This is a genomic window from Curtobacterium sp. MCBD17_026 (assembly GCF_003234895.2).
Taxonomy (GTDB): domain Bacteria; phylum Actinomycetota; class Actinomycetes; order Actinomycetales; family Microbacteriaceae; genus Curtobacterium; species Curtobacterium flaccumfaciens.
Map to the genome: position 1 here is coordinate 652,918 of NZ_CP126281.1, position 24,082 is coordinate 676,999.

Below are 24,082 nucleotides of genomic sequence, written 5' to 3' on the forward strand. Positions count from 1 at the left end.
CTCCCGTCCGACGGCCGGTGTGTCACGGGCCGTCAGCCGACGGACAGGTCGACCCGTCGGTCCGTCAGACGGCGCTGGAGCGGTCGGCGAGCGTCTCGTCGCGTTCCAGCTCGCGGCGGAGCGCCGCGCGTGAGCCGACCACCGGCACGGCGTGCGTGATCGCCAGGTGCAGCCGTGAGTCGGCGTCGTAGCGCAACCGGACCCGCTGGTACCGGACGAGCCAGACGAGCGCGATCCCGAGTGCGACGAAGCCCGAGGCCGCGCCGACCACGATCGCCCAGCGTGGGCCGAAGGCGTCGGCGACGGCACCGACGAGCGGGGCGCCGATGGGGGTGCCGCCCGCGAAGATCGCCATGTAGAGCGCCATCACGCGGCCGCGCATCGCGGGCTTCGTCGTGGTCTGCACCAGGGCGTTCGCCGTGGTCATGAAGGTCAGGGACGCGAGCCCGACGAACACCAGCACGATCGCGAAGGTCCAGTACGTCGGGGCGAGGGCCGCGGCGGTGCACGCGAGCCCGAACCCGCCGGCGGCGAGGACGAGGGTGCGCATCCGCGGCCTGTCCCGGCGGGCGGACAGCAGCGCGCCGAGCACCGAGCCGACCGCCATCACCGAGTTGAGCAGCCCGAACTCGCCGGCGCCCTGGTGGAACTCGACCCGCGCCATCGTCGAGGTGAAGATCGGGAAGTTCACGCCGAACGTGCCGACGACGAAGATCATGCAGAGCACGACGACGATGTCCGGCCGGGTGCGGACGTACCGGAAGCCGGCCACGATCTGCCCCTTGCCGCGGCCCGCCCGGACCCGTTCGGCGAGCTGGGCGGGGTCGACGAAGCGGAGTGCGAGCAGGACCGCCAGGAACGACCCGGCATTGATGACGAACACCCATCCGGAGCCGATCGCCGCGATGAGCACCCCGGCGACCGCGGGGCCGATCAGGCGTGCGGCGTTGAACGACGCGGAGTTCAGGGCGACGGCGTTCGAGACGTCCTCGCCCTGCACGACGTCGGAGACGAAGGCCTGCCGGATCGGGGCGTCGAACGCGGCGACGATGCCGAGTGCCAGGGCGAAGCCGTACAGCGCGAGCAGGGTGGCGGTGTGCGTGAGGACCATGACGCCGAGTCCCAGCCCGAGCAGCCCCATCAGGCCCTGGGTGAGCATGAGCATCTTCCGGCGGTCGAACCGGTCGGCGGCGAGCCCGGTGAGCGGCAGGAGCAGCAGCTGGGGGCCGAACTGCAGGGCCATCGTGATGCCCACCGCGACGGCGTCGTCGTCGGAGAGCTGGGTCAGCACGATCCAGTCCTGGGCGGTGCGCTGCATCCAGGTGCCGACGTTCGACACCAGGGCCCCGGCGAACCAGATCCGGTAGTTGCGTCCGGCGAGGGAGCGGAACATGGCGGTCACTGCTGGGCCAGCCTCCTCATGATCTCGGTGGCGTCGGCGAGGGTGCTCCGCTCGTCGGCGGTGAGCGCTGCGAGTCGGGGGGTGAGCCAGCCGTCGCGGCGGCGTCGGGTCTCCTCGACGAAGGCGGCCCCGGCGGGTGTCGCACCGAGCAGCACCTTGCGGCGGTCGTCCCCGTGCCCGCACTTCGACACCAGGCCCCGCTCGACCAGCACCGCGACGGTCTTCGTCATCGAGGGCGGGGTCACGCCGTCCTGTCGGCTCAGGTCGGCCAGGGTCATGGCGCCGTCGCGGTGCAGCCGGGCGAGGGCCGAGAACTGCGCGTCCGTGACGCTCGTGTCGGCCTTCTGGGCACGGAGTGTGCGGGACAGCCGGTTCACCGCGATGCGGAGGTCGGTGGCGTCGGTCATCGATCGTTAGCCTATCTCATTAGTTCAGCGAACGAACTTGATTTCGGGTGTACCGTGGTCTTGGACAACACGTGTTGCCGAGAGAGAAGGAGAACATGTCCGAGTTCGAGGGCAAGGTCGCCGTCGTCACCGGTGGTGGCAGCGGCATCGGCGAATCCGTCGCGAAGGAGCTCGCCGCGGCGGGCGCCACGGTGGTCGTCGCCGACATCAACCTGGCGGGCGCCGAGCGCGTCGCCGCGTCGATCGTGGAGGCCGGTGGCACCGCCCGCGCGTTCGAGGCGAACTCCGCGGTCGCCGCGGACAACGAGCGCATGGTGCAGTTCGCGGTCGACACGTTCGGCGCGCTGCACCTGGCCGTGAACAACGCCGGCATCGGCGCAGCACCGCAGCCGATCGGCGAGTACGACATCGCCGCCTGGGACCGCGTCCGTGCGGTCGACCTGGACGGCGTCTTCTACGGGCTGCGCTACGAGATCCCCGCGATGGTGGCTGCCGGCGGTGGCGCGATCGTGAACATGGCGTCGGTGCTCGGCACGGTCGGCATGGCGCAGAACGCGGCCTACGTCGCCTCGAAGCACGCGCTCGCCGGGCTGACCAAGGTCGCCGCGCTGGAGTACTCGTCGCAGGGCGTCCGCACGAACGCCGTGGGCCCCGGGTTCATCGACACCCCGCTGCTCCGCAAGTCGCTCTCGCCCGAGGCCATCGCGGCACTCGAGGACGAGCACGCCTCGAAGCGGCTCGGCACCGACGCCGAGGTCGCCGCGCTCGTGCTGTTCCTGCTGAGCGACAAGGCCTCGTTCATCACGGGCAGCTACCACCTGGTGGACGGCGGCTACTCCGCCCACTGACGGCTCGGTGCACCTGGTCGTTCCGGGCGTACCCGGTCGAAACGGGCGTACCTGGGCGATTCTTCGACCAGGTACGCCCGTTTCCGCTTTCCAGGCCGGGTGCGATGGGAAGGAACGTCGGACGGGAGGCCCGCCCAGCGTGCGCCGGTCGGCTCGCGTGGGGCGGGCCTCCCGGCCTCAGTGCCGCGCGTCCGTCAGGATCGCGTCGTGCGGGAGCAGGGCGTGCACGCCCCACGTGCGGTTCGCGACCTGCGTGATGCGCATGCTCACCGCCACGCTCGCCATCGCGAGTGCCTCGGCGCGGCCGATCCCGTGCAGCCCGGCGATCCAGTCGACCATCCGGTCGAGCGCCGTGGCCGTCGCGACGTTGAGGTCCGCGTCGAAGCCGAAGGTGATGCGTCCGGCGGGGGTGTCGGCGTGCACACCCTCGACCGGAGCCCGGTCGAGGAGCGTCAGGGTCATCGTCGTGGTCATGCCGCACTCGACCGCTGTTCCGGAGACCTCGCCGTCGCCCTGGGCCGCGTGCCCGTCGCCGACGTGGAGCAGGGCGTCCGGCACCGTCACGGGCAGGTACAGGGTCGAGCCGGCGATCAGCTCGCGGCAGTCGACGTTGCCGCCGCCGACCGTGCGGGGCGGGATCGTCGAGTGCTCCCCGGTGGGCTCGGGCGGGACGCCGACGACGCCGAGGAACGGTGCCGTCCGCACCCCGAGGCCGAGCTGGTTCACGGCGACTCCGGCGGACACGTCGATGTCCCAGAGCAGCGGGCCGCGCGACGCCGGATCGGTCAGGCCGAGTGCGCGGTTCACCGGTGAGTCGACCCCGCCCGAGGCCGTGTAGCCCCAGTCGTCGGGCACGAGGTCGTCGAAGTGCACCGCCAGGACCATCCCCGGACGTGCTCCCGCGACGGCGATCGGCCCGACCAGGCAGTGCCCCCGGCGCGGGTCGATCAGGGTCGGGGCGTCGAGGCCCGGGCCCGGCTGGCGTTCCGTGTAGCCCGCGGCGCTCAGGGTTCGGACGGTCACCGTGTCGCCCGGTTCCACGGTCAGGACCGGCTGGCGTTCGGCGGTGAAGACGTCGACGGCGGACTCGACCGCGGTGTCGAGGTGGTGGTGGGTGGTCGCGTTCGTGTGGTCGGTCACCACTCGATCATTCCGGGCGTACCTGGTCGAAACGGGCGTACCTGGTCGGAACGGGCGTACCTGGTCGGAAGTTTCGACCAGGTACGCCCGATTCCGCTTCCCAGCGCGAGCGCTCTTGGAAGGAACGTCCTCAGTGGAACTGGGGGATCGTCAACCAGATGCCCGCCAGGACCGCGGCGACACACACGGCGAAGCACAACACCGCACCCGCCAGGGCGACCGGCGGGGTGTGCCCGGAGCGCGGGTTCTCGTCGGAGTACTGGGTGCGCTCGCCGCCCGCGTCGTCCGGCTGCCCCGTCCCGAGCAGCCGCAGGCCGAGCGTGTACACGAGCACCAGGCCCACGGCGGCCACGAACCCGACGCCGGCGACGGTGCCGATCGCAGTGAAGTCGATGTCCATCGTCGTTCCCCTCAGTTCGTCGCGCCGGTCGGCTGCGGCTCGGTCTGCTCGGCCGGCCCTGACTCGGTGGTGATGTCCTCGTGCGAGATCGGCTTGCGCTTGGCGAGGACGGAGAAGGTGAGCCCGCCGGCCAGGGCGAGGACCGCGACGAGCACCAGCCCGAACGCCGAGGTCGACGCGAGCCAGGTCGCGAGCGCCCCGACCACCGCAGCGGCGGGCAGCGTGATCACCCACGCGACGACGATGCGGCCGACGACCGACCAGTGCACGTCGGCGAGCTTCTTGCCGAGGCCCGAGCCGACGACCGCGCCACTCGTCACGTGGGTCGTCGAGAGCGCGAAGCCCAGGTGCGACGAGATGAGGATCGTCGCGGCGGAGCTCGTCTCGGCGGCGAAGCCCTGCGGCGACTGCACGTCGGAGATCTTCTTGCCGACGGTCTGCATGATCCGCCAGCCGCCCGTGTACGTGCCGAGGCCGATCGCGAGCCCGCAGGCCAGGATCACCCAGAGCGCCGGACCGGTGCCGGCGGCCTGGTAGTTCGCGGCGATGAGGGTCAGCGTGATGACGCCCATCGTCTTCTGCGCGTCGTTCGTGCCGTGTGCGAGCGACACCAGCGACGCCGAGATCGTCTGCCCGTGCCGGAACCCGGTCGCGGCACCGTGCGTCGTCGCGTTCTTCGTGAGCACGTACGCCAGGTACGTCGCGACCAGGGCGATCACCCCGGCGATGACCGGGGAGAGCAGCGCCGGCAGCACGACCTTCGACACCACCGTCGCCCAGCTGATCGAGTTCAGACCCGCCCCGATGATCGAGGCGCCGATGAGCCCGCCGAACAGCGCATGGGTGGACGACGACGGCAGCCCGAGGTACCAGGTCGCCAGGTTCCAGAGCACCGCGCCGACGAGGCCGGCGAAGATCATCGTGGGGGAGATGTGGATGCCGTCCTGCCCCTCGCGGATGATGCCCTGCGACACGGTCTTGGCGACCTCGGTCGACAGGAACGCGCCGACCACGTTGAGCACGGCGGAGATGAGCACCGCGGTCCGGGGCTTGAGCGCTCCCGTGGCGACCGACGTGGCCATGGCGTTCGCGGTGTCGTGGAAGCCGTTCGTGAAGTCGAACACGAGGGCCACGACGATCACCAGCGTGACGATGACGATGACGTCCATGCGCAGGACGGTAGGCCCGCCCGGAACCCCCTGCGTGAACGCCGGGTGAACAGGTCCGGGATGGAGCGCGTCTGCGAAGATGCGGGTGTGCCCACCTTCTCCGCCGCTCGCGGCGACGCCTCGTTCACCGACGCCCACGGCGTCGAGATCGTCTACTCGACCTGGCGTGCGGCGCGGCCGAAGGGCGTCGTGCAGATCGCGCACGGGGTCGGGGAGCACGGGCTCCGGTACGAACCGCTCGCGCAGGACCTGGTGCGCGCCGGCTACACCGTGCACGCCAACGACCACCGCGGGCACGGACGCACCGGGCTGACCCAGTGGGACGGCGACCACACCAAGCTCGGTCGGCTCGGCCCCGGCGGCCTGCGCGCGGCGATCGCTGCGGTGGAGCAGATGAGCGCGGTCGCGCGGGCCGACGAACCCGGGCTGCCGCTCGTGCTGCTCGGGCACTCGTGGGGGTCGCTCATGGCGCAGCGGATCGTGAACACCTCGTCGGACCGCTACGACGGCGTCGTCCTGTCCGCGAGTGCCTACCGGCTGCCCGGCTGGATGAACAGCGGCGACCTCAACGCCCGGCACGCGGGGTCGGGGCCCACCAAGTACGAGTGGCTCACCCGCGACCGGAAGATCATCGACGCCGTCGCGATCGACCCCCTGGCGGTCGAGGCCGACGTCATCGGGCTGTTCGGGCTCGCCGACACCCTCCGACTGCTCGGGGTCCCGCGACGGGGCATCCCGCACGACCTGCCGATGCTGCTGCAGGTCGGCTCCGACGATGCCCTCGGCGGGCCGCGCTCCGTCGAGCGACTGGCGCAGGCGTACCGCCGACGCGGCCGGCTGTCCGACGTGACCGTGCAGGTGTACGAGGGCGCGCGGCACGAGGTCTACAACGAGACGAACCGCGACGAGGTCGTGGGCGACCTGGTCGCGTGGCTCGACCGGGTGTCGGCGCGCTGACGGCGCTCGCCGCGTCCTGCGACGCGACCGGTGACGGACGGGAGGCCCGTGGCGACGCCGCCACGGGCCTCCCGTCCGTCACCAGGCCGGCCCACTGCCGGGCAGTCGGCTGTCCGGAATAGGGTTGCGGCATGCACGGTGAGTACAAGGTCCCCGGAGGCAAGCTGGTCGTCGTCGACCTCGAGGTCGTCGACGGCACGATCCAGCAGTTCCGCCTGGCGGGTGACTTCTTCCTGGAACCCGACGACGCGCTGCCGCTCATCGACGCGGCCGTGAACGGGCTCCCCGCCACCACCGACGCCGCGGGCATCGCCGCAGCCGTGCGGGCGGCCCTGCCGACCGATGCGGTGCTGCTCGGCTTCACGCCCGAGTCCGTCGGCGTCGCGGTGCGCCGCGCGCTGTCGCGGGCCTCGACCTGGCGCGACCACGACTGGCAGATCGTGCACGAGGGGCCGATCAGCCCGAACGAGCACCTCGCGCTCGACCAGGTGCTGACCGAAGAGGTCGGTGCCGGCCGTCGCGGTCCCACGCTGCGCATCTGGGAGTGGGACCAGCCGGCCGTCGTCATCGGCTCGTTCCAGTCGCTGAAGAACGAGGTCGATCCCGCCGGCGCCGAGAAGTACGGCGTGCAGGTGGTCCGACGCATCTCCGGCGGCGGCGCGATGTTCATGGACGCGGGCGCCGTGATCTCGTACTCGCTCTACGTGCCGTCCGACCTGGTGCAGGGCATGACCTTCGCCGACTCGTACGCGTTCCTCGACGAATGGGTGATCGAGGCGCTCAAGTCGCTCGGCATCGAGGCGTACTACCAGCCCCTCAACGACATCACCTCGACCAAGGGCAAGATCGGCGGGGCCGCACAGAAGCGCCTCGGCACCGGTTCGCTGCTGCATCACGCCACCATGAGCTACGACATGGACGGCGAGAAGATGGTGCAGGTGCTGCGCATCGGGCGCGAGAAGATGAGCGACAAGGGCACCACCAGCGCCGCGAAGCGCGTCGACCCGCTCCGCTCGCAGACGGGGCTGTCCCGCGCCGAGATCATCGAGCGGCTGATCGGCACCTTCACCCGCCTGTACGGAGCGACCGAAGGGCACGTCACCGAGGCCGAGCGGGAGCGGGCGCAGGAGCTGGTGCGGACGAAGTTCGCGACGAAGGAGTGGCTCGAGCGGGTGCCGTGAGCCCCGTTCCGATCGACGGTGGACGCGACGGCCGGACCTGAGGGGGGACGTTCCGGCCGCCGCTGACTCGAGTGTGCGCCTCGACCTCATGAACCAGACGTGTGGATGATGAGAATCCCCCGCGCGGCTGATCCGCTCGCCGCGCGGCCCACGTAGCGTCGCTGCCGTGAACTGGTTGATCTTCCTGGGGGCGGTGGCCGCCGTGGCCGTCGTGGTGTGGATCGCCGATCGCATGGGGTGGATCGACCTGTCGAACAAGTCCCAGCGGAGCGGTGGATCCGGAGGCATGGTCGGGATGCTGGACGAGGTGTTCGCACCGACCCGGCACGAGACGCAAGCCGAGTACGAACGGCAGGCACGCCTGCCGAAACAGGCCCCGTCGCCGGCAGACGACGACCACGACCTGCTCAGCGGCAGCGTGCTCATCCGGGTGCCGACGGTGCGGAGCGCCGGGCGGCACGAGGCCCGCGCCGGGACGCACGACCGCTCGTACTGAGGGCGTTGCTGCGCGACCTGCTGCTCGCTCAGCGGGTCGTGAGCTCCTGGTAGTCCGGGTGCCGCTCGATCCACGCGTGCACGTAGCTGCACTGCGCGACGACCCGGCGTGACGAACTCGCGCGCACGTCGTCGAGCGCGTGCTGCACCAGGATCGACGCGTGCCCACCACCGCGGTGCTCGGGATCGACCTCGGTGTGCACGAAGCGGATCTCGTCGCCGTCGACCTCGTACGCAGCGAGGCCGATGACCTCGCCGTCCTCGATCAGGGAGTACTGCTGCTTGTCGGTGTCGTTGCGGACCTCGGGTGCTGCTGCCATGCACTCGACCGTACGCCGGGGCCTGGACGTGCGCTCTGTGCTGCACGCCTGCTTCGTGTGCTGCGCGTCCGCTCGGTGCGGTGCGGTGCGCGTCGAGCGTGCTCGCTCGGTGCGCGACAATGGGTCCGTGCGCAGGGGAGACGACCGAGGCCCGGACCGCGTCGTCCTCGGCGACGCCCTCGACGTGGTCCCCGCGTACCCGGACGGCTCCTTCACGCTGGTGTACCTGGACCCGCCGTTCAACACCGGCCGGTACCAGCGTCGGCACGCGACCTCCGCCGTGCCGAAGGCCGACGGCCCCGTGATGGGGTTCCACGGCCGGACCTACGAGCGGGTGCGCGGCGACCTGATGCGCTTCGACGACCGGTTCGAGGACTACTGGTCGTTCCTCGAACCCCGACTCATCGAGGCCTGGCGACTGCTCGCCGCCGACGGCACGCTGTACCTGCACCTCGACTACCGCGAGTCGCACTACGCCAAGGTGCTGCTCGACGCGCTGTTCGGCCGTGAGTCGTTCCTGAACGAGATCGTCTGGGCCTACGACTTCGGTGCCAAGTCCAAGACGCGCTGGCCCACCAAGCACGACACGATCCTGGTCTACGTGAAGGACCCGGCGCGGTACTGGTTCGACTCCGAGGCCGTCGACCGCGAGCCGTACATGGCGCCGGGTCTCGTCACCCCTGAGAAGCGCGAGCGCGGCAAGCTGCCCACCGACGTCTGGTGGCACACGATCGTCTCGCCGACCGGCCGCGAGAAGACCGGCTACCCCACGCAGAAGCCCGAGGGGGTGCTGCGGCGGATCGTGCAGGCGTCCTCACGCGAGGGGGACTGGGTGCTCGACTTCTTCGCGGGCAGTGGGACCACGGGCGCCGTGGCACGGGCGTTGGGGCGGCGGTACGTACTGGTGGACGACAACCCTGCGGCGATCGACGTGATGCGGAAGCGGTTGCCGGGGGCATCGTTCGAGGTGGCCGGAGCACCGGAGGCAGCGGCGGGGGACGCGGCGCCGGCGGTCTGAGGCGTGGGCAGGGTCCGGGACGGGAGTGTCCGCACATCGTCGTCGATGGGTAGGGTTGAGGCCTCGGCCGTCGATGAGCGGACGCGAGCATCACGGGGGCGATGTTGGGGACCATACCGTTCGACGAAAGCGCGGCGAACCGCCTGATCAAGGCGGCGACTGGAGCGGACATCACGTTGCTGTTCGCGGCTTCCGCCCGTCGATCAGCTGCCGAGGACGCTTCCACTGACTTCTCCGGTGCCTACGCTGACCGCTTCGCCGAAGCTGCGGTGGCCGAAGCCGCTGATCGTGTCCGCCTCGCCGGTGCGCTCGGTCGACTTGCGGACGCGGTGCAGGTCGTCACCGGTGAGGCCCAGCGAGAGCGCGAACGGCTGGCCGCCGTCGACGCCTGGCAGGGACGCGAGACCGCGCGTCAGCAGGCCGACGATGAACCGCTGGGGATCTTCGAGGTCAAGCCGACTCCGATGTTCGACCCGAAGCCCTCGGACATCCCGATCCGACCAACACCGATCTCGGCGTCGTTCTCCGCATCGGACCGTCCGCGAACGGCTGGCGGGTCGAGCATGGGTCGCAGTTCGGCGGACCCCGAGCGGCTCCGGACCTTCGTGGCGTCGGCGCGGGCCTCGGATCGCGGGTTCTCGGAGCATGCGGTGAAGCTGCGGACGGCATGGTCCGGCTTCACGAGCAACTGCTCCTGGGCAGAGGTGTCCAGTTCGACCCTGCTCCCGGGGTTCGACCGGTACCTGCAGGAGAACGCTTCCGATGCAGATTGGATCGAGCGGATAGCGTCCGCGTTCGAACGCGCCGGCGCGATCAGCACGCTCTCGAACTCCGTCCTCGACTTCGCTGCTGCTGCGACGATCCCCCCGTCGTTCCAAACCCTGCTCGCACCCGGGGCCACGCCGGCCGAGGTCGCGGCGACCTGGGCGGGTCTCGGCCTGACGAAGGCGAACGGGGTGGACCTCCTGGCGTTGCCGCCCGAGGTGCTCGCGATGCTCGGGAACCTCGAGGGGATCCCGTACTGGGCACGGAACACCGCGAACCAAGAGGTCCTCGACGACCGTCTCGCGCGCGAGAACCTCGATCCCGATGAGCGCGAAGCGCTGAGGAGCATCCGGGCCAGCTTGGGGGACAACCGGTTCCTCATCTCGTTGACGGGAGACGTCCCGCCCTTGGCCGCCGTCTCGATCGGAGACCTGGACACCGCGACCAACGTCACGTGGGCCGTTCCGGGGATGGGATCCAGTACCAAGACGATGACCGGTTGGGTACAAGCAGCGCAGAACGTCGCGGACGAGCAGGTCAAGGTGGACGGCCCGGGAAACCGTGCGGTGATCGCCTGGATGGGTTACGAGGCGCCTCCAGCGCCGCCTGATCTCGGTGTCTTCAACGAGGACGCGGCCGAGAGCGGTGGGGCGAAGCTGGCGGCATCGATCCGTGGGCTCGACGCCGTTCGTGCCGGCGACATGCCCCGGACGAACGTCCTGGCACACTCGTACGGCACCACGACGGCGTCGATCGGACTGACAGCACCCGGCGTCCACGTCGACTCGTTCACGTCGATCGCGTCTGCCGGCATCCCGCAGACCATCCCGACAGCGCAGGACATCCAGGCTGACCACGTCTACGCGGGGCAGGCCCAGGACACCTTCGTCGGCATTCCCGGGCTGGGCGACCAGTACGCCTACATCGGCAGAGGGTTCAGCGTGCCGTACCGGCTCGACCCGACGAACTCTAGCTTCGGCGCGGAGACGTTCGGCGCGGACGGCGCCGACGGCTTCGACCCGGTGAAGGACCACGGCGTGCACACCGCAAGCGGCAACGGCTACCTCGACCCGGGCACGGAGTCGCTGAGGAACGTGGCAAAGACGACGACCGGTCACGGCGACCGCGTGACGCCGGCAGGGTGACATGCTGGACGCCCGACGACCCTACGGAGAACCGACGCCGATGACCGCCCTGAAGCAGTGGATCGCAGTCACCGTGACCACGATCGCGATCGTCGGCACGACTGCCGGCTGTTCTGGAGGACAGATGGAGAACCGACCGACCCAGGAGCCGGCCGATGCGAAGCGCAGCATCCAGCAGCTCGTCGACGACACGACCGATGCGCTCGGTGGGACGTGGACGGTCCAGGAAGGGCCGCGGCTCGGCACGTGCGAGGACGAGCGCGGCGTCGGCGAGGGTGTGAACTACACGTACATCAAGTCCCGCGCTGATCGCGGCGATGTCGAGCAGGGGATCCGGACGCTCGAGAAGCTGTGGGGCGAGCGCGGACTCGACACGAAGCGGTTCTCCGATGCCGACGCGTCCTACAGCGGCGTCGACGGCAGCGGGGACGGCGTGGCGAACATCGGGTTCCAGTCCTCCGACCTCGGCGGGGGCGACACGGTCAGTGGTACCTCGGCGTGCGCTGCCGGGGACTACGTCGAGATGCGCGAGCGAGAGCGCTCGTAGCCTCCGCACGGGATCGTCAGGCGGGCTGAGGCGAGCGGGGTCTGCGACGATCCACGAGTCGTTCGACGCGTGGATCGTCGGAACATGCACACGCACCGAGCGAGCGCCCGCGCCGACTACTCCGCGGAGTGCCGCCCGTGCGCGTGCGCGTCGCCAGCGTCCGGCCGGGAGGCCCGGCTCGCCTCCGCCGCATCGGCTCCGGCCCCGTGGGCGTCCGGCTCCACGACCGGGGCGGCGTGGGCAGCCCGGGTCCGGATGGCACCGGTCGTCGTCGGGGGCTCGTCGACCGGCGCAGCAGCCGAGTGTGCACCGTGCGTCGTGGCGTTCGGCAGCGGCGCGCGGGTGTCGTCGACCCCGTGCGGCAGCACCGAGACGTCCGACGCCCCGGTGGCCCGGGAGGAACGAGGCTGTACGTCCGGCGACGTCGGCACGTCGGGCGAGGTCGGTACTTCGGCAGAGGACGACCCCGTCGGCACCGGGGCAGCTCCAGGTGCGGCGGCGGCAGCGGCTGCAGCGGCGCTCCCGTCCGACCCCGCACCGGCAGCCGTGCGCGCGGCATCGGCCTGCTCCTGCAGCGCCGAGGTCTTGCGGAGCGGCGGCACCCGGAAGAACCACGTCAGCACGAACGCGAGCAGGATCACCGCGAGGCCGACGTAGTAGACGCGGACGGCAGAGTCGCTGAACCCGACCAGGAACGGACGGCTGAGCCGGGGGTCCGCCCCGTTCAGGAACGACGTGTCGCTCGTCGCCGAGTCGGTGGACGAGCTTGCGGCCGAGTCACCGCTCTTGAGCTGCTTGATGAGCGTCGGGGCGACCTGGTCGACGACGTTCTCCCGCTGCCCCTTGTCGGAGTAGTCGATCTGCAGCTTGCCGTCGACGACCGAGGCGTTCGCCTTCGTGGCGGCGGTCTCGAGCGCCTGCTGCTCGGCTGCGGGCTTGGCGTCGTCGACCTGCTGGGCGATGATCGTGTCCGCTGCTGCGGCCGGGACGGTCCCCGCGGCGACCTGCTGCTGCACCGCCGCCGTCACCTGCTTGGTCACGGCGGCATCGGCGGCCTGCTTCGCCTGCGCGGTGCCCTGGTCGAGACCGTCCTGCACGTTCTGCTGCACCGGGTCGACGATCTTCGTCCAGATCTCGTCCATCACGCCCTGGTTCTTCGACGCGTTCGCGACCGAGGGCGTCATCGCGGCGTTGAGCGCGCTCTTCAGGTCGGACTCGTTCTGCATCGCGGCGCTGATGTTCGTCGGCATCAGGGTGAACAGCACGGAGAGCAGGACAGCGGTGCCCATCGTGCCGCCGATCTGGCGGAAGAACGTCGCGGCGCTCGTGGCGACACCGATGTCCCGCGGTGACACCGAGTTCTGCGCGGCGAGGGTCAGCGTCTGCATGAGCTGTCCGAGTCCGAGCCCGATGCCGAACATGCCGAGCATCAGGAACCACAGGGGCCGGTCGGCGGTCAGGAACGTCAGGACCGTGAAGCCGATCGCCGTGAACGCCGTTCCGGTGATCGGGAAGACCTGGTAGTTGCCGGTGCGGGAGATGATCTGGCCGGAGGCGATCGACGAGATCATCAGGCCGAGCACCATCGGCAGCATGGCGAACCCGGACTCGGTCGGGGTCACGCCCTTGACGATCTGCAGGTAGAGCGGGATCGTCAGCATCGCGCCGAACATGCCGAAGCCGACGAGCACGGACAGGATCGCGGACATCGAGAACACCCGCGACCCGAACAGCTTCATCGGCAGGATCGCGTCGTCGCCCATCGCGCGCTCGACGATGATGAACGCGATCAGGCCGAGGGCGCCGATGGCGTAGCAGGCGAACGCGGCAGGGGAGTCCCAGCCCCACTCGCGGCCCTGCTCGGCGATGAGCAGCAGCGGCACGAGCGTGACGATGACGAGCGTCGCGCCCCACCAGTCGATGCGGGGCTTGCCGCGGTCGCCGAACTTCGGCAGGTGCAGGAACGTCAGCACCATGAACAGGGCGATGATGCCGATCGGCACGTTGATCAGGAACACCCAGCGCCAGCCGGCGATGAACAGCAGCTGGTCCGCACCGGCGAAGACGCCGCCGACGAGCGGCCCGATGACGGACGAGATGCCGAAGACCGCCAGGAAGTAGCCCTGGTACTTCGCCCGCTCGCGTGGGGCGAGCATGTCGCCCATGATCGCCAGCGGCAGGGACATCAGACCACCGGCACCCAGGCCCTGCAGTGCGCGGAACCCGGCGAGCATGAGCATCGAGTCGGAGAACGACGCCGCGAACGAGCCGACGATGAAGATGCCGATCGCGGTGATGAAGAGCGGCCGGCGACCGAAGATGTCGGAGAGCTTGCCGTAGATCGGGGTCGTCACCGTCGACGCGATCAGGTACCCGGTGGTGACCCAGGCCTGCTGGTCGAGTCCGTGCAGGTCGTCGCCGATGGTGCGGATAGCGGTGCCGACGATCGTCTGGTCGAGGGCGCCGAGGAACATGCCGGCCATCAGGCCGTAGATCACCAACAGGATCTGTCGGTGGTTCATCACGACGTTGGACGCCGTGGTGGGGGCCGCGGGTGCGGTCGCCGTCTGGGTCATGAGCAGGGTCTCCCGGGGTACCGATGCGCTGGCAGAACGATTTTTGCGCTGCCTGCAAAGTTACAACTGCCGCAAGTGCTCGGTCGCGCCGAGACGGCTTCCTGAGTGGATCGGCAGTCACGGTACGCCCAGTGGGCCCCGCTGGCACACGGCCTGGAGGCCCGGCTCGGTTCCGGCGGACGGGCTGCGGTGTCCGAGACCCGCAGCCCGTCCGACGAGGGCGCTAGGCGCCCAGTGCTGCGTCGACGATCTCCTTGGCCTCGCGCTGCACCTGCTCGAGGTGCTCCTGCCCGACGAAGCTCTCCGCGTAGATCTTGTAGACGTCCTCGGTGCCCGACGGGCGCGCGGCGAACCACGCCTTGTCGGTGACGACCTTCACGCCGCCGACGGCTGCGTCGTTGCCCGGCGCCTTCGACAGCTTCGCGGTGATCGGGTCGCCGGCCAGGGTGTCCGCGGTGATGGCGTCGCCGTCGAGCTTGCCGAGGCGGGCCTTCTGCTCCTTCGAGGCCGCGGCGTCGACGCGCTGGTAGACCGGGGCACCGAAGCGCTCGGTCAGCTCGGCGTAGAGCTGCGACGGGGTCTTGCCGGTGACGGCGACGATCTCGGACGCCAGGAGCGCCAGGATGATGCCGTCCTTGTCGGTGGTCCACGCGGTGCCGTCGGTGCGCAGGAACGACGCACCCGCGGATTCCTCGCCGCCGAACGCCACCGAGCCGTCGATCAGGCCGGGGACGAACCACTTGAAGCCGACCGGGACCTCCCACAGGCGACGGCCCAGGGACTCGGCGACGCGGTCGATGATGCTCGACGACACCAGGGTCTTGCCGATCGCGGCGTCGTCGCGCCACTCGGGCCGGTGCGCGTAGAGGTACTCGATCGCGACCGCGAGGTAGTGGTTCGGGTTCATCAGTCCGCCGTCGGGCGTGACGATGCCGTGCCGGTCGGAGTCGGCGTCGTTGCCGGTGAGCACGTCGAAGTCGTCCTTGCGGGCAAGCACCGAGGCCATCGCCGAGGGGCTCGACGGGTCCATCCGGATCTTGCCGTCCCAGTCGAGCGTCATGAACGCCCACGTGGGGTCGACCTCGGGGTTCACGACGGTCAGGTCGAGGCCGTAGTGGTCGCGGATGGCGTTCCAGTACGGCAGCGAGGCGCCACCGAGCGGGTCGGCGCCGATCTTCACGCCGGCACGCTTGATCGCGGCGATGTCGATGATGTTCTCGAGGTCGGCCACGTACGTGTTCAGGAAGTCGTAGCGCTCGGGCTCGGAGTCCTCGGTGCGCTGCACCTCGGCGTTGCCGCCCTCGATGATCGCATTCGCCCGGTTCGCGATCCAGCTCGTGGCGTCGCTGTCGGCGGGGCCACCGTGCGGCGGGTTGTACTTGAAGCCGCCGTCGCGGGGCGGGTTGTGGCTCGGCGTGATGACGATGCCGTCGGCCGTGTCCGGATTGCCGGCGCGGTTGTAGCGGATGATCGCGTGGCTCAGCGCGGGCGTCGGCACGAAACCGTCCTGGCTGTCGGCGAGCACGCGCACGCCGTTGGCGGCGAGGACCTGCAGAGCGGTCTGCTCGGCGGGGGCCGAGAGCGCGTGGGTGTCGCGGCCGATGAAGAGCGGCCCGTCGGTGCCCTGGTCGCGGCGGTACTCCACGATCGCCTGCGTGATGGCGGCGATGTGGGTGTCGTTGAAGGCGGTGTCGAGCGACGACCCGCGGTGTCCGGACGTGCCGAACACGACCTTCTGCTCGGGGACCGAGACGTCGGGCACTCGGTCGTGGTAGGCGGCGAGGAGCTCGTCGAGGTCGACGAGGTCGTCTGCGGTCGCTGGGGTGCCGGCACGGTCGTTCATGCGTCCATCCTGGCATCGGCGGCCCTGGCGCGTTCGGGGGAAGCGACTCGTGCCTCGGCGGAACGCGAGCGAGCGGCCGTCCGACCCGGGATGAGGGGGGACCCCCGGGTCGGACGACCGCTCGCGGTCTGTGGAGGCAGGTGCCTCAGGCGGTGCGGAACGATCCCGTCGCCGTGCGGAACGAGCCGGTCACGGTGCGCGTCGAGGACGTCGCGGTGCCAGGGCGGCGGAACTGCGTGTCGACGAAGCGTCCGAGTGCTCGTCCGATGCCGGCGCCCGTGTAGCTGCCGATCGGGCTGCGGGTCGCGTCGCCCGTGTAGCTGCCGAGCTCGGCGCGGGTCTCGAGGCCGGTCACGTAGGCGCCGCCCAGGGGGTTCTGACGGTTCTGCATGGGTGCTCCTCGTCGTCGTGCCGAGGTCCGCAGGTCACCGAGCCGGCGACCGCGACGCCGTCGGCTGGATGACCACCACCCTACGCGCTTGTCTTGCATGGTGCAAAACAAGCGCGTGTCGGAGGCTCAGGCGAGCAGCTCGCAGAAGTTCCGGCCCTCGGCGGTCCAGCTCTGCCGCGGGACCATCCCGGCGTCCGCCGCGTGCCGGTGCAGGGCGTCGAGGCCGACCTCGGCCCACGGGAACCCGGCGCTCTCGTTGCCGTCGGCGTCCACCACCCGAGCGGTGTACACGCGGTCGGCCGCGGCTTCGGGGTTCGTCTCGACGATGACCCGGCCGCCGGCGCGCACGATCTCGCGGCAACGGGTGAGCAGGGCCGTGGGGTCGCCACCGATGCCGATGTTGCCGTCGATCACCAGCGCGGTGTCCCAGTGGCCCTCGTCGGGCACCGCGTCGAACACGGAGCCCTGCAGGGCCGTGCCGCCGGCGCGCTGCGCGATGGCCACGGCCTCGGCGGAGACGTCGACGCCGAGCGCCGGGATGCCCCGCGACCGTGCGGCGACGAGCATCCGGCCCGGACCACAGCCGATGTCGATGACCCCGCCGTCGACGTCGTCGAGCAGCGAGCGGTCGACGCGGTCGGCGGCGGCGCTCCAGCGACCGACGTCCATCGTGGTGACGGCGTCGGGCCGGTCGGGGTCGGTCAGGCGCAGGTGGCCGTCGGTGCGCAGGGCACGGGCGTACGGCTCGCCGCCGCCGGCACCGAACGAGACGGGTGCGTGCATGGTCATCGGGTGCTCCCCACGGTCTCGGCACGGAGTGCCCTGGTGAAGTCGGAGTCGGGTGCGAGGTCGGCGACCCGCTCGGCGTCCGCAATCGTGTCGACGTCGAGCAGCTCCCCGAGCACGCCCACGTCGAGTCCGGCGTCGGTCAGGCGTGCGAGCTGCACGGCTCCGGTGTCGTCACGCGACATCGGGACGCCGCGCAGCAGGTCGCCGGTGGGCCGTCGCAGGTACAGCGACCAGAAGCCGCCGTCCTCGGCCGGGCCGAACCAGGCGTCGCGCTCGGCGTCGTCGAACACCGGCGCGAGGTCCGCGGTGGACACCTGCGGGGTGTCCATGCCGACGAGCAGCAGCGGACCGTCGACGGCGTCGAACAGGAACCCGAGGCGCTCGTCCAGGCCGCCACCGGGCTGGCGCAGCACCTCGAACCCCTCGGCCGACGCCGGCACGACGTCGCCGTCGAAGAACAGGACCCGGCGGGCCGCGGGCAGTGCGCGGACGGTCGCCAGGGTGTCGGCGAGGCTCGCGGAAGCGACGCGCGCGGCGCCCTCGGGGGAGAGCGCCGGCGTCAGCCGGGTCTTCACCTTGCCGGGCAGGCACTCCTTCGCCACGACGGCGACGGTCACCGGGACGGAGACGCCGTCGGCTGCAGCGTCGCTGACGTGGGTGGGGTCGACGGTCACGAGCGGGCCTCCTCGACCACGGGGGTGGACTCGGCCGCCTGGCGGAGCGGCCCCGGTGCGACGACCCGGGCACGGGCCTCCCGGCGGTACGCACGGAGCAGACGGGACATGTCGCGCACCGCGTTGATCGTGCCGCGGAGCGTGCCGGTGACCTTGCTGTCGCCGATGCGCTGCGCGTACCCGATGTCGGACTCGTCGACGCGCCAGCCGGCGGCGTGGGCGGCCAGGACCATCTCGAGCGGGTAGCCGCTGCGGCGGTCGCGCAGATCGAGGGAGACGAGGTCCTCGCGGCGCATCACGCGCATCGGGCCGAGGTCGCGCAGTCGGTAGCCGGTCGCGCGGTGCATGAGGACGGCGAGGACGCGGTTCGCGAAGCGCGCGTGCGGAGCCCACGCACCGCGGCCGGTCGGGACGCGGCGGCCGAGTGCCAGGTCGACGCGGCCGCTGGCCACGCGGTCGACCAGGGGCGGGAGCTCGGCGGGGTCCATGGAGGCGTCGGCGTCGCAGAACGCGACGAAGTCGGCGGTCGCCGCGGCGACCCCGGCGGCGCAGGCCGAACCGAAGCCCTTGACGGGTTCCGTCACCACGAGGGCACCGTGGGCGCGGGCGACGTCGGCTGATCCGTCGGTCGATCCGTTGTCGACGACGATGGCCCGGTAGCCCGTGGGGAGCCGCGCGATGACCTTCGGCAGGGCATCCGCCTCGTCGAGGCACGGCAGGATCACGTCGACAGTCATGTCCGTCATTCGGTGCGGTCGGTCGGATCGACGGGTCTGTCCTGGCATGCATTCGACGTAACACGACGACGCGCTGCGGGGTACAGGAAACTGCCGGGTCCTGTTCGTGCAGCGCGTTCTGTGGGAGCGCGGTCCGCAGAACGGGGGACAGAGCGCGCGCGTGGGTCGCGCGAGTGGGTGTCGCAAGACGCCGTCGTGTCGTCGACACACCGCCGAAGGCGGCGGCGTCTCACGCACCAGGGTGCGTGGTGCCGACACGACGGCGTCTTGCGGAGCCGTCGGGGCGGGGACAGCGGACGGGAGGCGCGGGGCGGGGCCGTCACGGGCCTCCCGTCCGGTGGCTGGTCGCGCTCTCAGGCGCGACCAGCGGCGAACCGCTCGCGCACGCGTTCCGGCTAGCGGACGGCGCTGCGGAGCGGAGCCGTCGCGAAGTCGCGCATGCCCTGCTCGAAGTCCACCTCGGCGTGCCAGCCGAGCTCGGCGGCGATGCGTGCCGAACTCGCCGTGACGTGGCGGACGTCGCCCAGGCGGTACTCGCCCGTGACGACCGGCTGCGGGCCGTCGGGTCCGGCGATCGCGGCGGCCATGTCGCCGATGGTGTGCACGGTGCCGGAGCCGACGTTGTACGCGCGGAACGTGTCCGACGGCAGGTCGGCCGTCGCCGCGATGGACGCGGCGTTCGCGCCGGCGACGTCGTCGACGTGCACGAAGTCGCGTCGCTGGGCGCCGTCCTCGAAGACGCGGGGTGCCTCGCCACGAGCCAGTGCCGAGCGGAACAGGGACGCGACACCGGCGTAGGGGGTGTTCGCCGGCATGCCCGGTCCGTAGACGTTGTGGTAGCGGAGCGCGATCGCGCGGCCTCCCGTGGCACGGGCCCAGCTCGAGGCCAGGTGCTCCTGCGCGACCTTCGTCTGCGCGTACACGTTGCGGGGGTCGAGCGCTGCGGACTCGTCGATCAGGCCGGGCAGCAGGGGCTGACCGTCGGGGCCGATCGGGTCGAAGCGGCCGGCGTCGAGGTCCTCGCGGCGGCGGGCCGGCGGACGGGTGGGTTCCCCGGAGACGGTGGTGTACGCGCCCTCGCCGTAGACGACCATCGAGCTGGCCACGACGAGCCGGCCGATGTCGTGCCGGTCCATGCCGGCGAGGACGTGGGCGGTGCCGGTGTCGTTCGACGAGACGTAGTCGGGGGCGTCCTGGAAGTCCACGCCGAGGCCGACCTTGGCGGCCTGGTGGCACACGACGTCGATGCCGTCGAGCGCGGTGTCGAGGGCGACCCGGTCGCGGACGTCGCCGTGCACGAACGCGATGCCCTGCTGCTGGTGGGCGCGGATGACATCGGCGGGGTCGCCGTGCACGTCGTCGCGCAGGGAGTCGAGGACGCGGACCTCGTGGCCGTCGGCCAGGGCACGGCGGACGATCGCGGAGCCGATGAAGCCGGCGCCGCCGGTGACGAGGAGGCGGCTCATGCGGTGGCGGTGGTGGGCTGGGCCTGCATGATGCTGGCGCTCGCGCTGGTCGGGACGAGTTCGCGCGGGGTGAAGTCGGCGGGGATGGCGGCGACGATCTGGCCGATGGCGCGGACGATGACCTCGTTGGCGCGGGCGAGGCGTTCCATGACGAGGGCGTGGGTGACGACGGCGCCGGCGTCGTCGACGTCGGGGCCGCTGGCTGCGGCTGCGGCTGCGGTCTCGTCCTCGGTCGGGGCCAGGCCGGCGTCGGCGTCGGTGACGAACGACAGGTTCACGGTGGCGATGCCGAGTTCGGCGGCGAGCGGGACCTCGGGCGTCATCGTCATGTTGATCGTGTGGCCGCCGGCCTGCCGGAGCCAGACGGACTCGGCGCGGGTGGAGAACCGGGGGCCCTGGATGACGACGCACGTGCCGGTCGGACGGAACGGCACGTCGAGGCCGGCGACGGCGTCGATCGCCGCGCGGCGGAGCGTGGGGTCGAACGGGTCGGCGAAGGACAGGTGCTGCACGTCGTCCTCGAAGAACGTGTCGGCGCGTCCCCAGGTGCGGTCGATGAGCTGGTCGGTCACGACGAAGGTGCCGGGTGCGTAGTCGGGGTGCAGGCCGCCGACGGCGCTCGAGGACACGATCGCGCGGACACCGAGGGAACGGAGCGCCCACACGTTCGCGCGGTGGTTGATGCGGTGGGGGGCGACGGAGTGCTCACGGCCGTGGCGGGTCAGGAACGCGACCCGTCGTCCGGCCATCGTGCCGATGCTGATCGGGCTCGACGTCGGGCCGAACGGGGTCGGGACGTCGAGCTCGTCGGCGGTGCCCTCCTCGAACAGCTGGTACAGGCCGGAGCCTCCGATGACACCGATCGTCACGGCTTCGTCGTTCTCCACAGGTCCTCCGTTGGTCGTCGGCGCGGGCTGCGCGCTGGATACGCTACTGACGGCGCCACCGGGCGAACCGGGAGCGGCGCCACCAACCCCCTGTTCGGAGGCACCTGTGCGAACGATCGGTCAGCACCGCGACGACCTGGCGGCGTTGCTCGCGCCGGTGGTGGCGGGCCTCGGAGCAGAAGAACTGCCGATCGACGAACTCGTCGGCGCGGGGATCGGCGCCGGGCTCGGACACCGTGTGCTCGCGGCGGCCGTCGCGTCGCCGGTGCCGCTGCCGCCCTTCGACAACAGCCAGATGGACGGGTTCGCGGTGCGGGTCGCCGAGGCCGGGCAGCAGGTCCGGGTCGTCGAACCGATCCCGGCCGGCGTGGTGCCCGAACCGCTCGAGCCCGGTACGGCGGCGCCGATCATGACCGGTGCACGGATCCCGACCGGTGCCGACGCGGTGTTCCCCGTCGAGGCGTCCGAGCCCGGTGCGTTCCCGGCGGCGCTCGAGCTGCCCCGGGTGACGGTGCCCGCTGACCTGACCGCCGGGACGTTCGTGCGGGTCACCGGCAGCGACCTGCCCGCCGGTGCCGAGCTCGCTCCGGCCGGTTCCGCGGTCACGCCGGCGCTGCTCGGGGCCCTGGCTGCTGCGGGGGTGACGACCGTGTCGGTGCGCCGACCGCTGCGGGTCCTCGTCGTGTCGACCGGCTCGGAGCTGCAGGGCGCCGACACGGAGGCGGCGACCATCGGCGACGCGAACGGCATCGCGCTTCGGGCGGCCCTGGCCCAGGTCGGTGCGGAATCGCGGGCCGTCCGGGTGCCCGACGAGGTCACTGCTTTCGTCGGGGCGCTCGATGCGGCCGTGGGGGACTGGGCCGACCTCGTGCTGACCACCGGGGGCATCAGCGCCGGGGCGTACGAGGTCGTCCGACAGGCGCTCGAACCCCGCGGGCTCGCGGTGACGCCGGTCGCGATGCAACCCGGTGGGCCGCAGGCGTTCGGCAGCGTCGTGTTCCTTGGCGACGCCGGTGGCGGTCGCTCCGTGCCCGTCGTGTCGTTCCCGGGCAACCCGGTGTCGGCGCTGGTCTCGTTCGAGGTGTTCCTGCGACCGCTGCTCGCCACCGCCGTCGGGCTGACGCCGGACCGTCCCACCCAGGTCCTGCCAGCGGCGTCCGCTGCCGGCTCACCCGTCGGCAAGCACCAGGTCCGTCGCGGCCGGGTGCAGGACGGGGCCGTGCACTTCGTCGGTGGGCCGAGTTCGCACCTGCTCGTGCACTACGCCGCCGCCACCCACCTGGTGCACGTCCCCGTCGGCGTCGACACCGTCGAACCCGGCGACCCCCTGACCGTCTGGAGCCTCCGATGACCGACCCGTCCGCCTCTGACCAGGTGCGGCCCGGACCGTCGCCGACCGACGAGTTGTCGCCGGCCGACGAGTTGTCGCACGTCCGCGCCGACGGCAGCGCACACATGGTCGACGTCTCCGCGAAGGACGTCACCGACCGGTCCGCCACCGCCACCGCCACCGTCGTCACCCGCCCCGACGTCGTCGCACGCATCCTGGACGGCTCGCTGCCCAAGGGCGAGGTCGTCGGCACCGCCCGCATCGCCGCGATCATGGCGGTGAAGAAGACCTCCGACCTGATCCCGCTGTGCCACCCGCTGCCGATCGCCGGCGTGCAGGTCGACATCACCGGCTCCGACGACCGCGTGCTGATCGAGGTGTCGGTCCGCACGACCTCGCGCACCGGCGTCGAGATGGAAGCCCTGACCGGGGCGAGTGTCGCCGCCCTGACGGTGTACGACATGGTGAAGGCCGTCGACCGAGCGGCCGTGATCACGGACGTCCGCGTGCTCGAGAAGCACGGCGGGCGCTCCGGAGACTGGAGCAACCGATGACCGCCGAGCCGACCAGGGGCCGGGCCGCCGTCGTCGTGGTGTCCACGCAGGCCGCCGCCGACCCCGCACTCGACCGCACCGGGCCCGTCATCGTCGACTGGCTGCGCGACCGCGGATTCACCACGAGCGACCCGATCATCGTCCCCGACGGCGGCGCGATCACCGAGACCGTCACCGCCGAACTCCTGGCCGACGCACGTGTCGTCATCACCACCGGCGGCACCGGGGTCACCCCGACCGACCGGACCCCCGAGGCGGTGGCGGGGCTGATCGACCTCGAACTGCCCGGCATCACCGAGGAGATCCGTCGGCGCGGACTCGCGGGTGCCGGCCCGACCGCGCTGCTCACCCGCGGCGTCGCCGGGGTCACGAACGCCGGTTGCCTGCTCGTCACCCTGCCCGGGTCGCGTGGCGGGGTGTCCGACGGGCTCGCTGTGCTCGACGGTGTGCTCGACCACGTGGTCGCACAGGTGCACGGCGAGGGCCACGCCCCGCGGAGCGCCTCGTGAGCACCACCGAGGCCGTCGCACGTGTCGTGCTCGCCGACGTCGTCGACCGCGACATCAGCGTCGACGAGGTCGCAGCCGCGGTGGCCACCGAGCAGGACGGCGCTCTGGTGACCTTCGCCGGAATCGTCCGTGACCACGACGATGGCAAGGGCGTCACCGCGCTCGACTACGAGCGGCACCCCAGCGCCGGCGACGTCATCACCGAGGTCGCCCGCACCATCGCCGAGGACCACCCCGACGTCCGGATCGCCGTGCTGCACCGGGTCGGGGCGCTCGGGATCGGGGACGTCGCGCTCGCCGCAGCGGTGTCGTCGTCGCACCGGGCGCAGGCGTTCGCCGCGTGCGGTGCCCTGGTCGACCTGGTGAAGGAGCGCGTGCCGATCTGGAAGCACCAGCGGTTCACCGACGGGACGGACGAGTGGGTCGCGGCGCTGTGACCGCCTCCGCCCAGACCGCGACCGCCGGCCATCGGGCGCGCTGATCCTGCAGCCTCGCCCGCCGGCCGCTCGACGCCCACCCTGAGCACCTTCGC

25 protein-coding genes are annotated in these 24,082 nt (G+C 71.5%); 11 read left to right on the plus strand and 14 right to left on the minus strand.

The window, feature by feature from the left end:
- Positions 1-64: 64 nt before the first annotated feature.
- Together DEI85_RS03150 and DEI85_RS03155 are read right to left on the minus strand one after the other, a co-directional pair.
- On the minus strand, positions 65-1,402 hold the full coding sequence (locus tag DEI85_RS03150) for an MFS transporter (protein WP_181435573.1): 1,338 nt from the start codon (positions 1,400-1,402) through the stop codon (positions 65-67).
- Positions 1,399-1,809: a MarR family winged helix-turn-helix transcriptional regulator gene (locus tag DEI85_RS03155; protein ID WP_110858879.1), complete on the minus strand. Its 411-nt coding sequence runs from the start codon at positions 1,807-1,809 to the stop codon at positions 1,399-1,401. Before DEI85_RS03155 ends, DEI85_RS03150 begins: the two co-directional genes overlap by 4 nt.
- Positions 1,810-1,904: 95 nt before the next feature.
- Between DEI85_RS03155 and DEI85_RS03160 the strand changes: the two genes are divergently transcribed.
- Positions 1,905-2,657, plus strand: coding sequence for an SDR family NAD(P)-dependent oxidoreductase (locus tag DEI85_RS03160; protein WP_071406021.1), 753 nt, complete (start codon positions 1,905-1,907; stop codon positions 2,655-2,657).
- Between the two features lie 177 nt (positions 2,658-2,834).
- Here the strand turns inward: DEI85_RS03160 and DEI85_RS03165 are convergent, their stop codons facing one another.
- The 3 genes from DEI85_RS03165 to DEI85_RS03175 all read right to left on the minus strand — a co-directional run bounded on the left by DEI85_RS03165 (position 2,835) and on the right by DEI85_RS03175 (position 5,366).
- Positions 2,835-3,797 (minus strand): acetamidase/formamidase family protein, encoded by a 963-nt coding sequence (locus tag DEI85_RS03165; protein ID WP_111123830.1) that lies wholly within the window; start codon positions 3,795-3,797, stop codon positions 2,835-2,837.
- Between the two features lie 130 nt (positions 3,798-3,927).
- Positions 3,928-4,197 (minus strand): hypothetical protein, encoded by a 270-nt coding sequence (locus DEI85_RS03170; RefSeq protein ID WP_111123831.1) that lies wholly within the window; start codon positions 4,195-4,197, stop codon positions 3,928-3,930.
- A gap of 11 nt (positions 4,198-4,208) precedes the next feature.
- Positions 4,209-5,366: an inorganic phosphate transporter gene (locus DEI85_RS03175; RefSeq protein ID WP_111123832.1), complete on the minus strand. Its 1,158-nt coding sequence runs from the start codon at positions 5,364-5,366 to the stop codon at positions 4,209-4,211.
- Between the two features lie 87 nt (positions 5,367-5,453).
- Between DEI85_RS03175 and DEI85_RS03180 the strand changes: the two genes are divergently transcribed.
- The 3 genes from DEI85_RS03180 to DEI85_RS03190 all read left to right on the plus strand — a co-directional run bounded on the left by DEI85_RS03180 (position 5,454) and on the right by DEI85_RS03190 (position 8,000).
- Positions 5,454-6,323: an alpha/beta hydrolase gene (locus tag DEI85_RS03180; RefSeq protein ID WP_111123833.1), complete on the plus strand. Its 870-nt coding sequence runs from the start codon at positions 5,454-5,456 to the stop codon at positions 6,321-6,323.
- Between the two features lie 131 nt (positions 6,324-6,454).
- On the plus strand, positions 6,455-7,504 hold the full coding sequence (gene lplAB / locus DEI85_RS03185; RefSeq protein WP_027465073.1) for a lipoate-protein ligase LplAB: 1,050 nt from the start codon (positions 6,455-6,457) through the stop codon (positions 7,502-7,504).
- Between the two features lie 166 nt (positions 7,505-7,670).
- A complete protein-coding gene (locus DEI85_RS03190) occupies positions 7,671-8,000 on the plus strand; it encodes a hypothetical protein (RefSeq protein ID WP_110858882.1) in 330 nt (109 codons plus the stop codon).
- Positions 8,001-8,028: 28 nt separating this feature from the next.
- Here the strand turns inward: DEI85_RS03190 and DEI85_RS03195 are convergent, their stop codons facing one another.
- A complete protein-coding gene (locus tag DEI85_RS03195) occupies positions 8,029-8,319 on the minus strand; it encodes a GNAT family N-acetyltransferase (protein ID WP_111123834.1) in 291 nt (96 codons plus the stop codon).
- A 127-nt stretch (positions 8,320-8,446) separates the two neighbouring features.
- Between DEI85_RS03195 and DEI85_RS03200 the strand changes: the two genes are divergently transcribed.
- The 3 genes from DEI85_RS03200 to DEI85_RS03210 all read left to right on the plus strand — a co-directional run bounded on the left by DEI85_RS03200 (position 8,447) and on the right by DEI85_RS03210 (position 11,794).
- Entirely contained in the window at positions 8,447-9,337 is an 891-nt protein-coding gene (locus DEI85_RS03200; protein WP_111123871.1) for a DNA-methyltransferase, read from the plus strand.
- Positions 9,338-9,438: 101 nt separating this feature from the next.
- Entirely contained in the window at positions 9,439-11,247 is a 1,809-nt protein-coding gene (locus DEI85_RS03205; protein WP_111123835.1) for an alpha/beta hydrolase, read from the plus strand.
- A gap of 40 nt (positions 11,248-11,287) precedes the next feature.
- Positions 11,288-11,794: a hypothetical protein gene (locus DEI85_RS03210; RefSeq protein WP_071248253.1), complete on the plus strand. Its 507-nt coding sequence runs from the start codon at positions 11,288-11,290 to the stop codon at positions 11,792-11,794.
- Between the two features lie 116 nt (positions 11,795-11,910).
- On the opposite strand, the gene DEI85_RS03215 is transcribed toward DEI85_RS03210, so the two are convergent.
- From DEI85_RS03215 to DEI85_RS03250, 8 genes are all read right to left on the minus strand, one after another.
- The gene (locus DEI85_RS03215; protein WP_111123836.1) at positions 11,911-14,370 is read right to left on the minus strand and encodes an MDR family MFS transporter; all 2,460 of its coding nucleotides are present in this window, start codon (positions 14,368-14,370) and stop codon (positions 11,911-11,913) included.
- A 223-nt stretch (positions 14,371-14,593) separates the two neighbouring features.
- A complete protein-coding gene (gene pgm, locus DEI85_RS03220; protein ID WP_111123837.1) occupies positions 14,594-16,213 on the minus strand; it encodes a phosphoglucomutase (alpha-D-glucose-1,6-bisphosphate-dependent) in 1,620 nt (539 codons plus the stop codon).
- A gap of 145 nt (positions 16,214-16,358) precedes the next feature.
- Positions 16,359-16,604, minus strand: a complete 246-nt coding sequence (locus tag DEI85_RS03225; protein WP_110858886.1) for a hypothetical protein — start codon at positions 16,602-16,604, stop codon at positions 16,359-16,361.
- A gap of 126 nt (positions 16,605-16,730) precedes the next feature.
- Positions 16,731-17,393, minus strand: a complete 663-nt coding sequence (locus tag DEI85_RS03230) for a class I SAM-dependent methyltransferase (protein WP_110858887.1) — start codon at positions 17,391-17,393, stop codon at positions 16,731-16,733.
- Entirely contained in the window at positions 17,390-18,067 is a 678-nt protein-coding gene (locus tag DEI85_RS03235; protein WP_258369777.1) for a TIGR04282 family arsenosugar biosynthesis glycosyltransferase, read from the minus strand. The genes DEI85_RS03230 and DEI85_RS03235 overlap by 4 nt, the downstream gene beginning before the upstream one ends.
- Positions 18,064-18,813, minus strand: coding sequence for a glycosyltransferase family 2 protein (locus tag DEI85_RS03240; protein WP_110858888.1), 750 nt, complete (start codon positions 18,811-18,813; stop codon positions 18,064-18,066). Before DEI85_RS03240 ends, DEI85_RS03235 begins: the two co-directional genes overlap by 4 nt.
- 386 nt (positions 18,814-19,199) lie before the next feature.
- The gene (locus DEI85_RS03245; RefSeq protein WP_110858889.1) at positions 19,200-20,270 is read right to left on the minus strand and encodes an NAD-dependent epimerase/dehydratase family protein; all 1,071 of its coding nucleotides are present in this window, start codon (positions 20,268-20,270) and stop codon (positions 19,200-19,202) included.
- Positions 20,267-21,157: an MTAP family purine nucleoside phosphorylase gene (locus tag DEI85_RS03250; protein ID WP_111123838.1), complete on the minus strand. Its 891-nt coding sequence runs from the start codon at positions 21,155-21,157 to the stop codon at positions 20,267-20,269. Before DEI85_RS03250 ends, DEI85_RS03245 begins: the two co-directional genes overlap by 4 nt.
- Before the next feature lie 106 nt (positions 21,158-21,263).
- Between DEI85_RS03250 and DEI85_RS03255 the strand changes: the two genes are divergently transcribed.
- The 4 genes from DEI85_RS03255 to DEI85_RS03270 are packed head-to-tail and all read left to right on the plus strand — an operon-like array spanning position 21,264 to position 23,987.
- Positions 21,264-22,508 carry a molybdopterin molybdotransferase MoeA gene (locus tag DEI85_RS03255; protein ID WP_258376365.1) on the plus strand — a complete coding sequence of 415 codons (1,245 nt, stop codon included), beginning with the start codon at positions 21,264-21,266 and terminating at the stop codon, positions 22,506-22,508.
- Positions 22,505-23,041: a cyclic pyranopterin monophosphate synthase MoaC gene (moaC, locus tag DEI85_RS03260; RefSeq protein ID WP_111123839.1), complete on the plus strand. Its 537-nt coding sequence runs from the start codon at positions 22,505-22,507 to the stop codon at positions 23,039-23,041. The genes DEI85_RS03255 and moaC overlap by 4 nt, the downstream gene beginning before the upstream one ends.
- Positions 23,038-23,550 (plus strand): MogA/MoaB family molybdenum cofactor biosynthesis protein, encoded by a 513-nt coding sequence (locus DEI85_RS03265; RefSeq protein WP_027465087.1) that lies wholly within the window; start codon positions 23,038-23,040, stop codon positions 23,548-23,550. Before moaC ends, DEI85_RS03265 begins: the two co-directional genes overlap by 4 nt.
- The gene (locus DEI85_RS03270) at positions 23,547-23,987 is read left to right on the plus strand and encodes a molybdenum cofactor biosynthesis protein MoaE (protein WP_111123840.1); all 441 of its coding nucleotides are present in this window, start codon (positions 23,547-23,549) and stop codon (positions 23,985-23,987) included. Before DEI85_RS03265 ends, DEI85_RS03270 begins: the two co-directional genes overlap by 4 nt.
- Positions 23,988-24,082: the final 95 nt, after the last annotated feature.

Coding starts and splice junctions, on each gene's coding strand:
- DEI85_RS03155 (WP_110858879.1), bottom strand. CDS start 1,809: ATGACCGACGCCACCGACCTCCGCATCGCGGTGAACCGGCTGTCCCGC.
- DEI85_RS03160 (WP_071406021.1), top strand. CDS start 1,905: ATGTCCGAGTTCGAGGGCAAGGTCGCCGTCGTCACCGGTGGTGGCAGC.
- DEI85_RS03170 (WP_111123831.1), bottom strand. CDS start 4,197: ATGGACATCGACTTCACTGCGATCGGCACCGTCGCCGGCGTCGGGTTC.
- DEI85_RS03175 (WP_111123832.1), bottom strand. CDS start 5,366: ATGGACGTCATCGTCATCGTCACGCTGGTGATCGTCGTGGCCCTCGTG.
- lplAB (WP_027465073.1), top strand. CDS start 6,455: ATGCACGGTGAGTACAAGGTCCCCGGAGGCAAGCTGGTCGTCGTCGAC.
- DEI85_RS03195 (WP_111123834.1), bottom strand. CDS start 8,319: ATGGCAGCAGCACCCGAGGTCCGCAACGACACCGACAAGCAGCAGTAC.
- DEI85_RS03205 (WP_111123835.1), top strand. CDS start 9,439: ATGTTGGGGACCATACCGTTCGACGAAAGCGCGGCGAACCGCCTGATC.
- DEI85_RS03210 (WP_071248253.1), top strand. CDS start 11,288: ATGACCGCCCTGAAGCAGTGGATCGCAGTCACCGTGACCACGATCGCG.
- DEI85_RS03215 (WP_111123836.1), bottom strand. CDS start 14,370: ATGACCCAGACGGCGACCGCACCCGCGGCCCCCACCACGGCGTCCAAC.
- pgm (WP_111123837.1), bottom strand. CDS start 16,213: ATGAACGACCGTGCCGGCACCCCAGCGACCGCAGACGACCTCGTCGAC.
- DEI85_RS03225 (WP_110858886.1), bottom strand. CDS start 16,604: ATGCAGAACCGTCAGAACCCCCTGGGCGGCGCCTACGTGACCGGCCTC.
- DEI85_RS03230 (WP_110858887.1), bottom strand. CDS start 17,393: ATGACCATGCACGCACCCGTCTCGTTCGGTGCCGGCGGCGGCGAGCCG.
- DEI85_RS03240 (WP_110858888.1), bottom strand. CDS start 18,813: ATGACGGACATGACTGTCGACGTGATCCTGCCGTGCCTCGACGAGGCG.
- DEI85_RS03245 (WP_110858889.1), bottom strand. CDS start 20,270: ATGAGCCGCCTCCTCGTCACCGGCGGCGCCGGCTTCATCGGCTCCGCG.
- moaC (WP_111123839.1), top strand. CDS start 22,505: ATGACCGACCCGTCCGCCTCTGACCAGGTGCGGCCCGGACCGTCGCCG.
- DEI85_RS03265 (WP_027465087.1), top strand. CDS start 23,038: ATGACCGCCGAGCCGACCAGGGGCCGGGCCGCCGTCGTCGTGGTGTCC.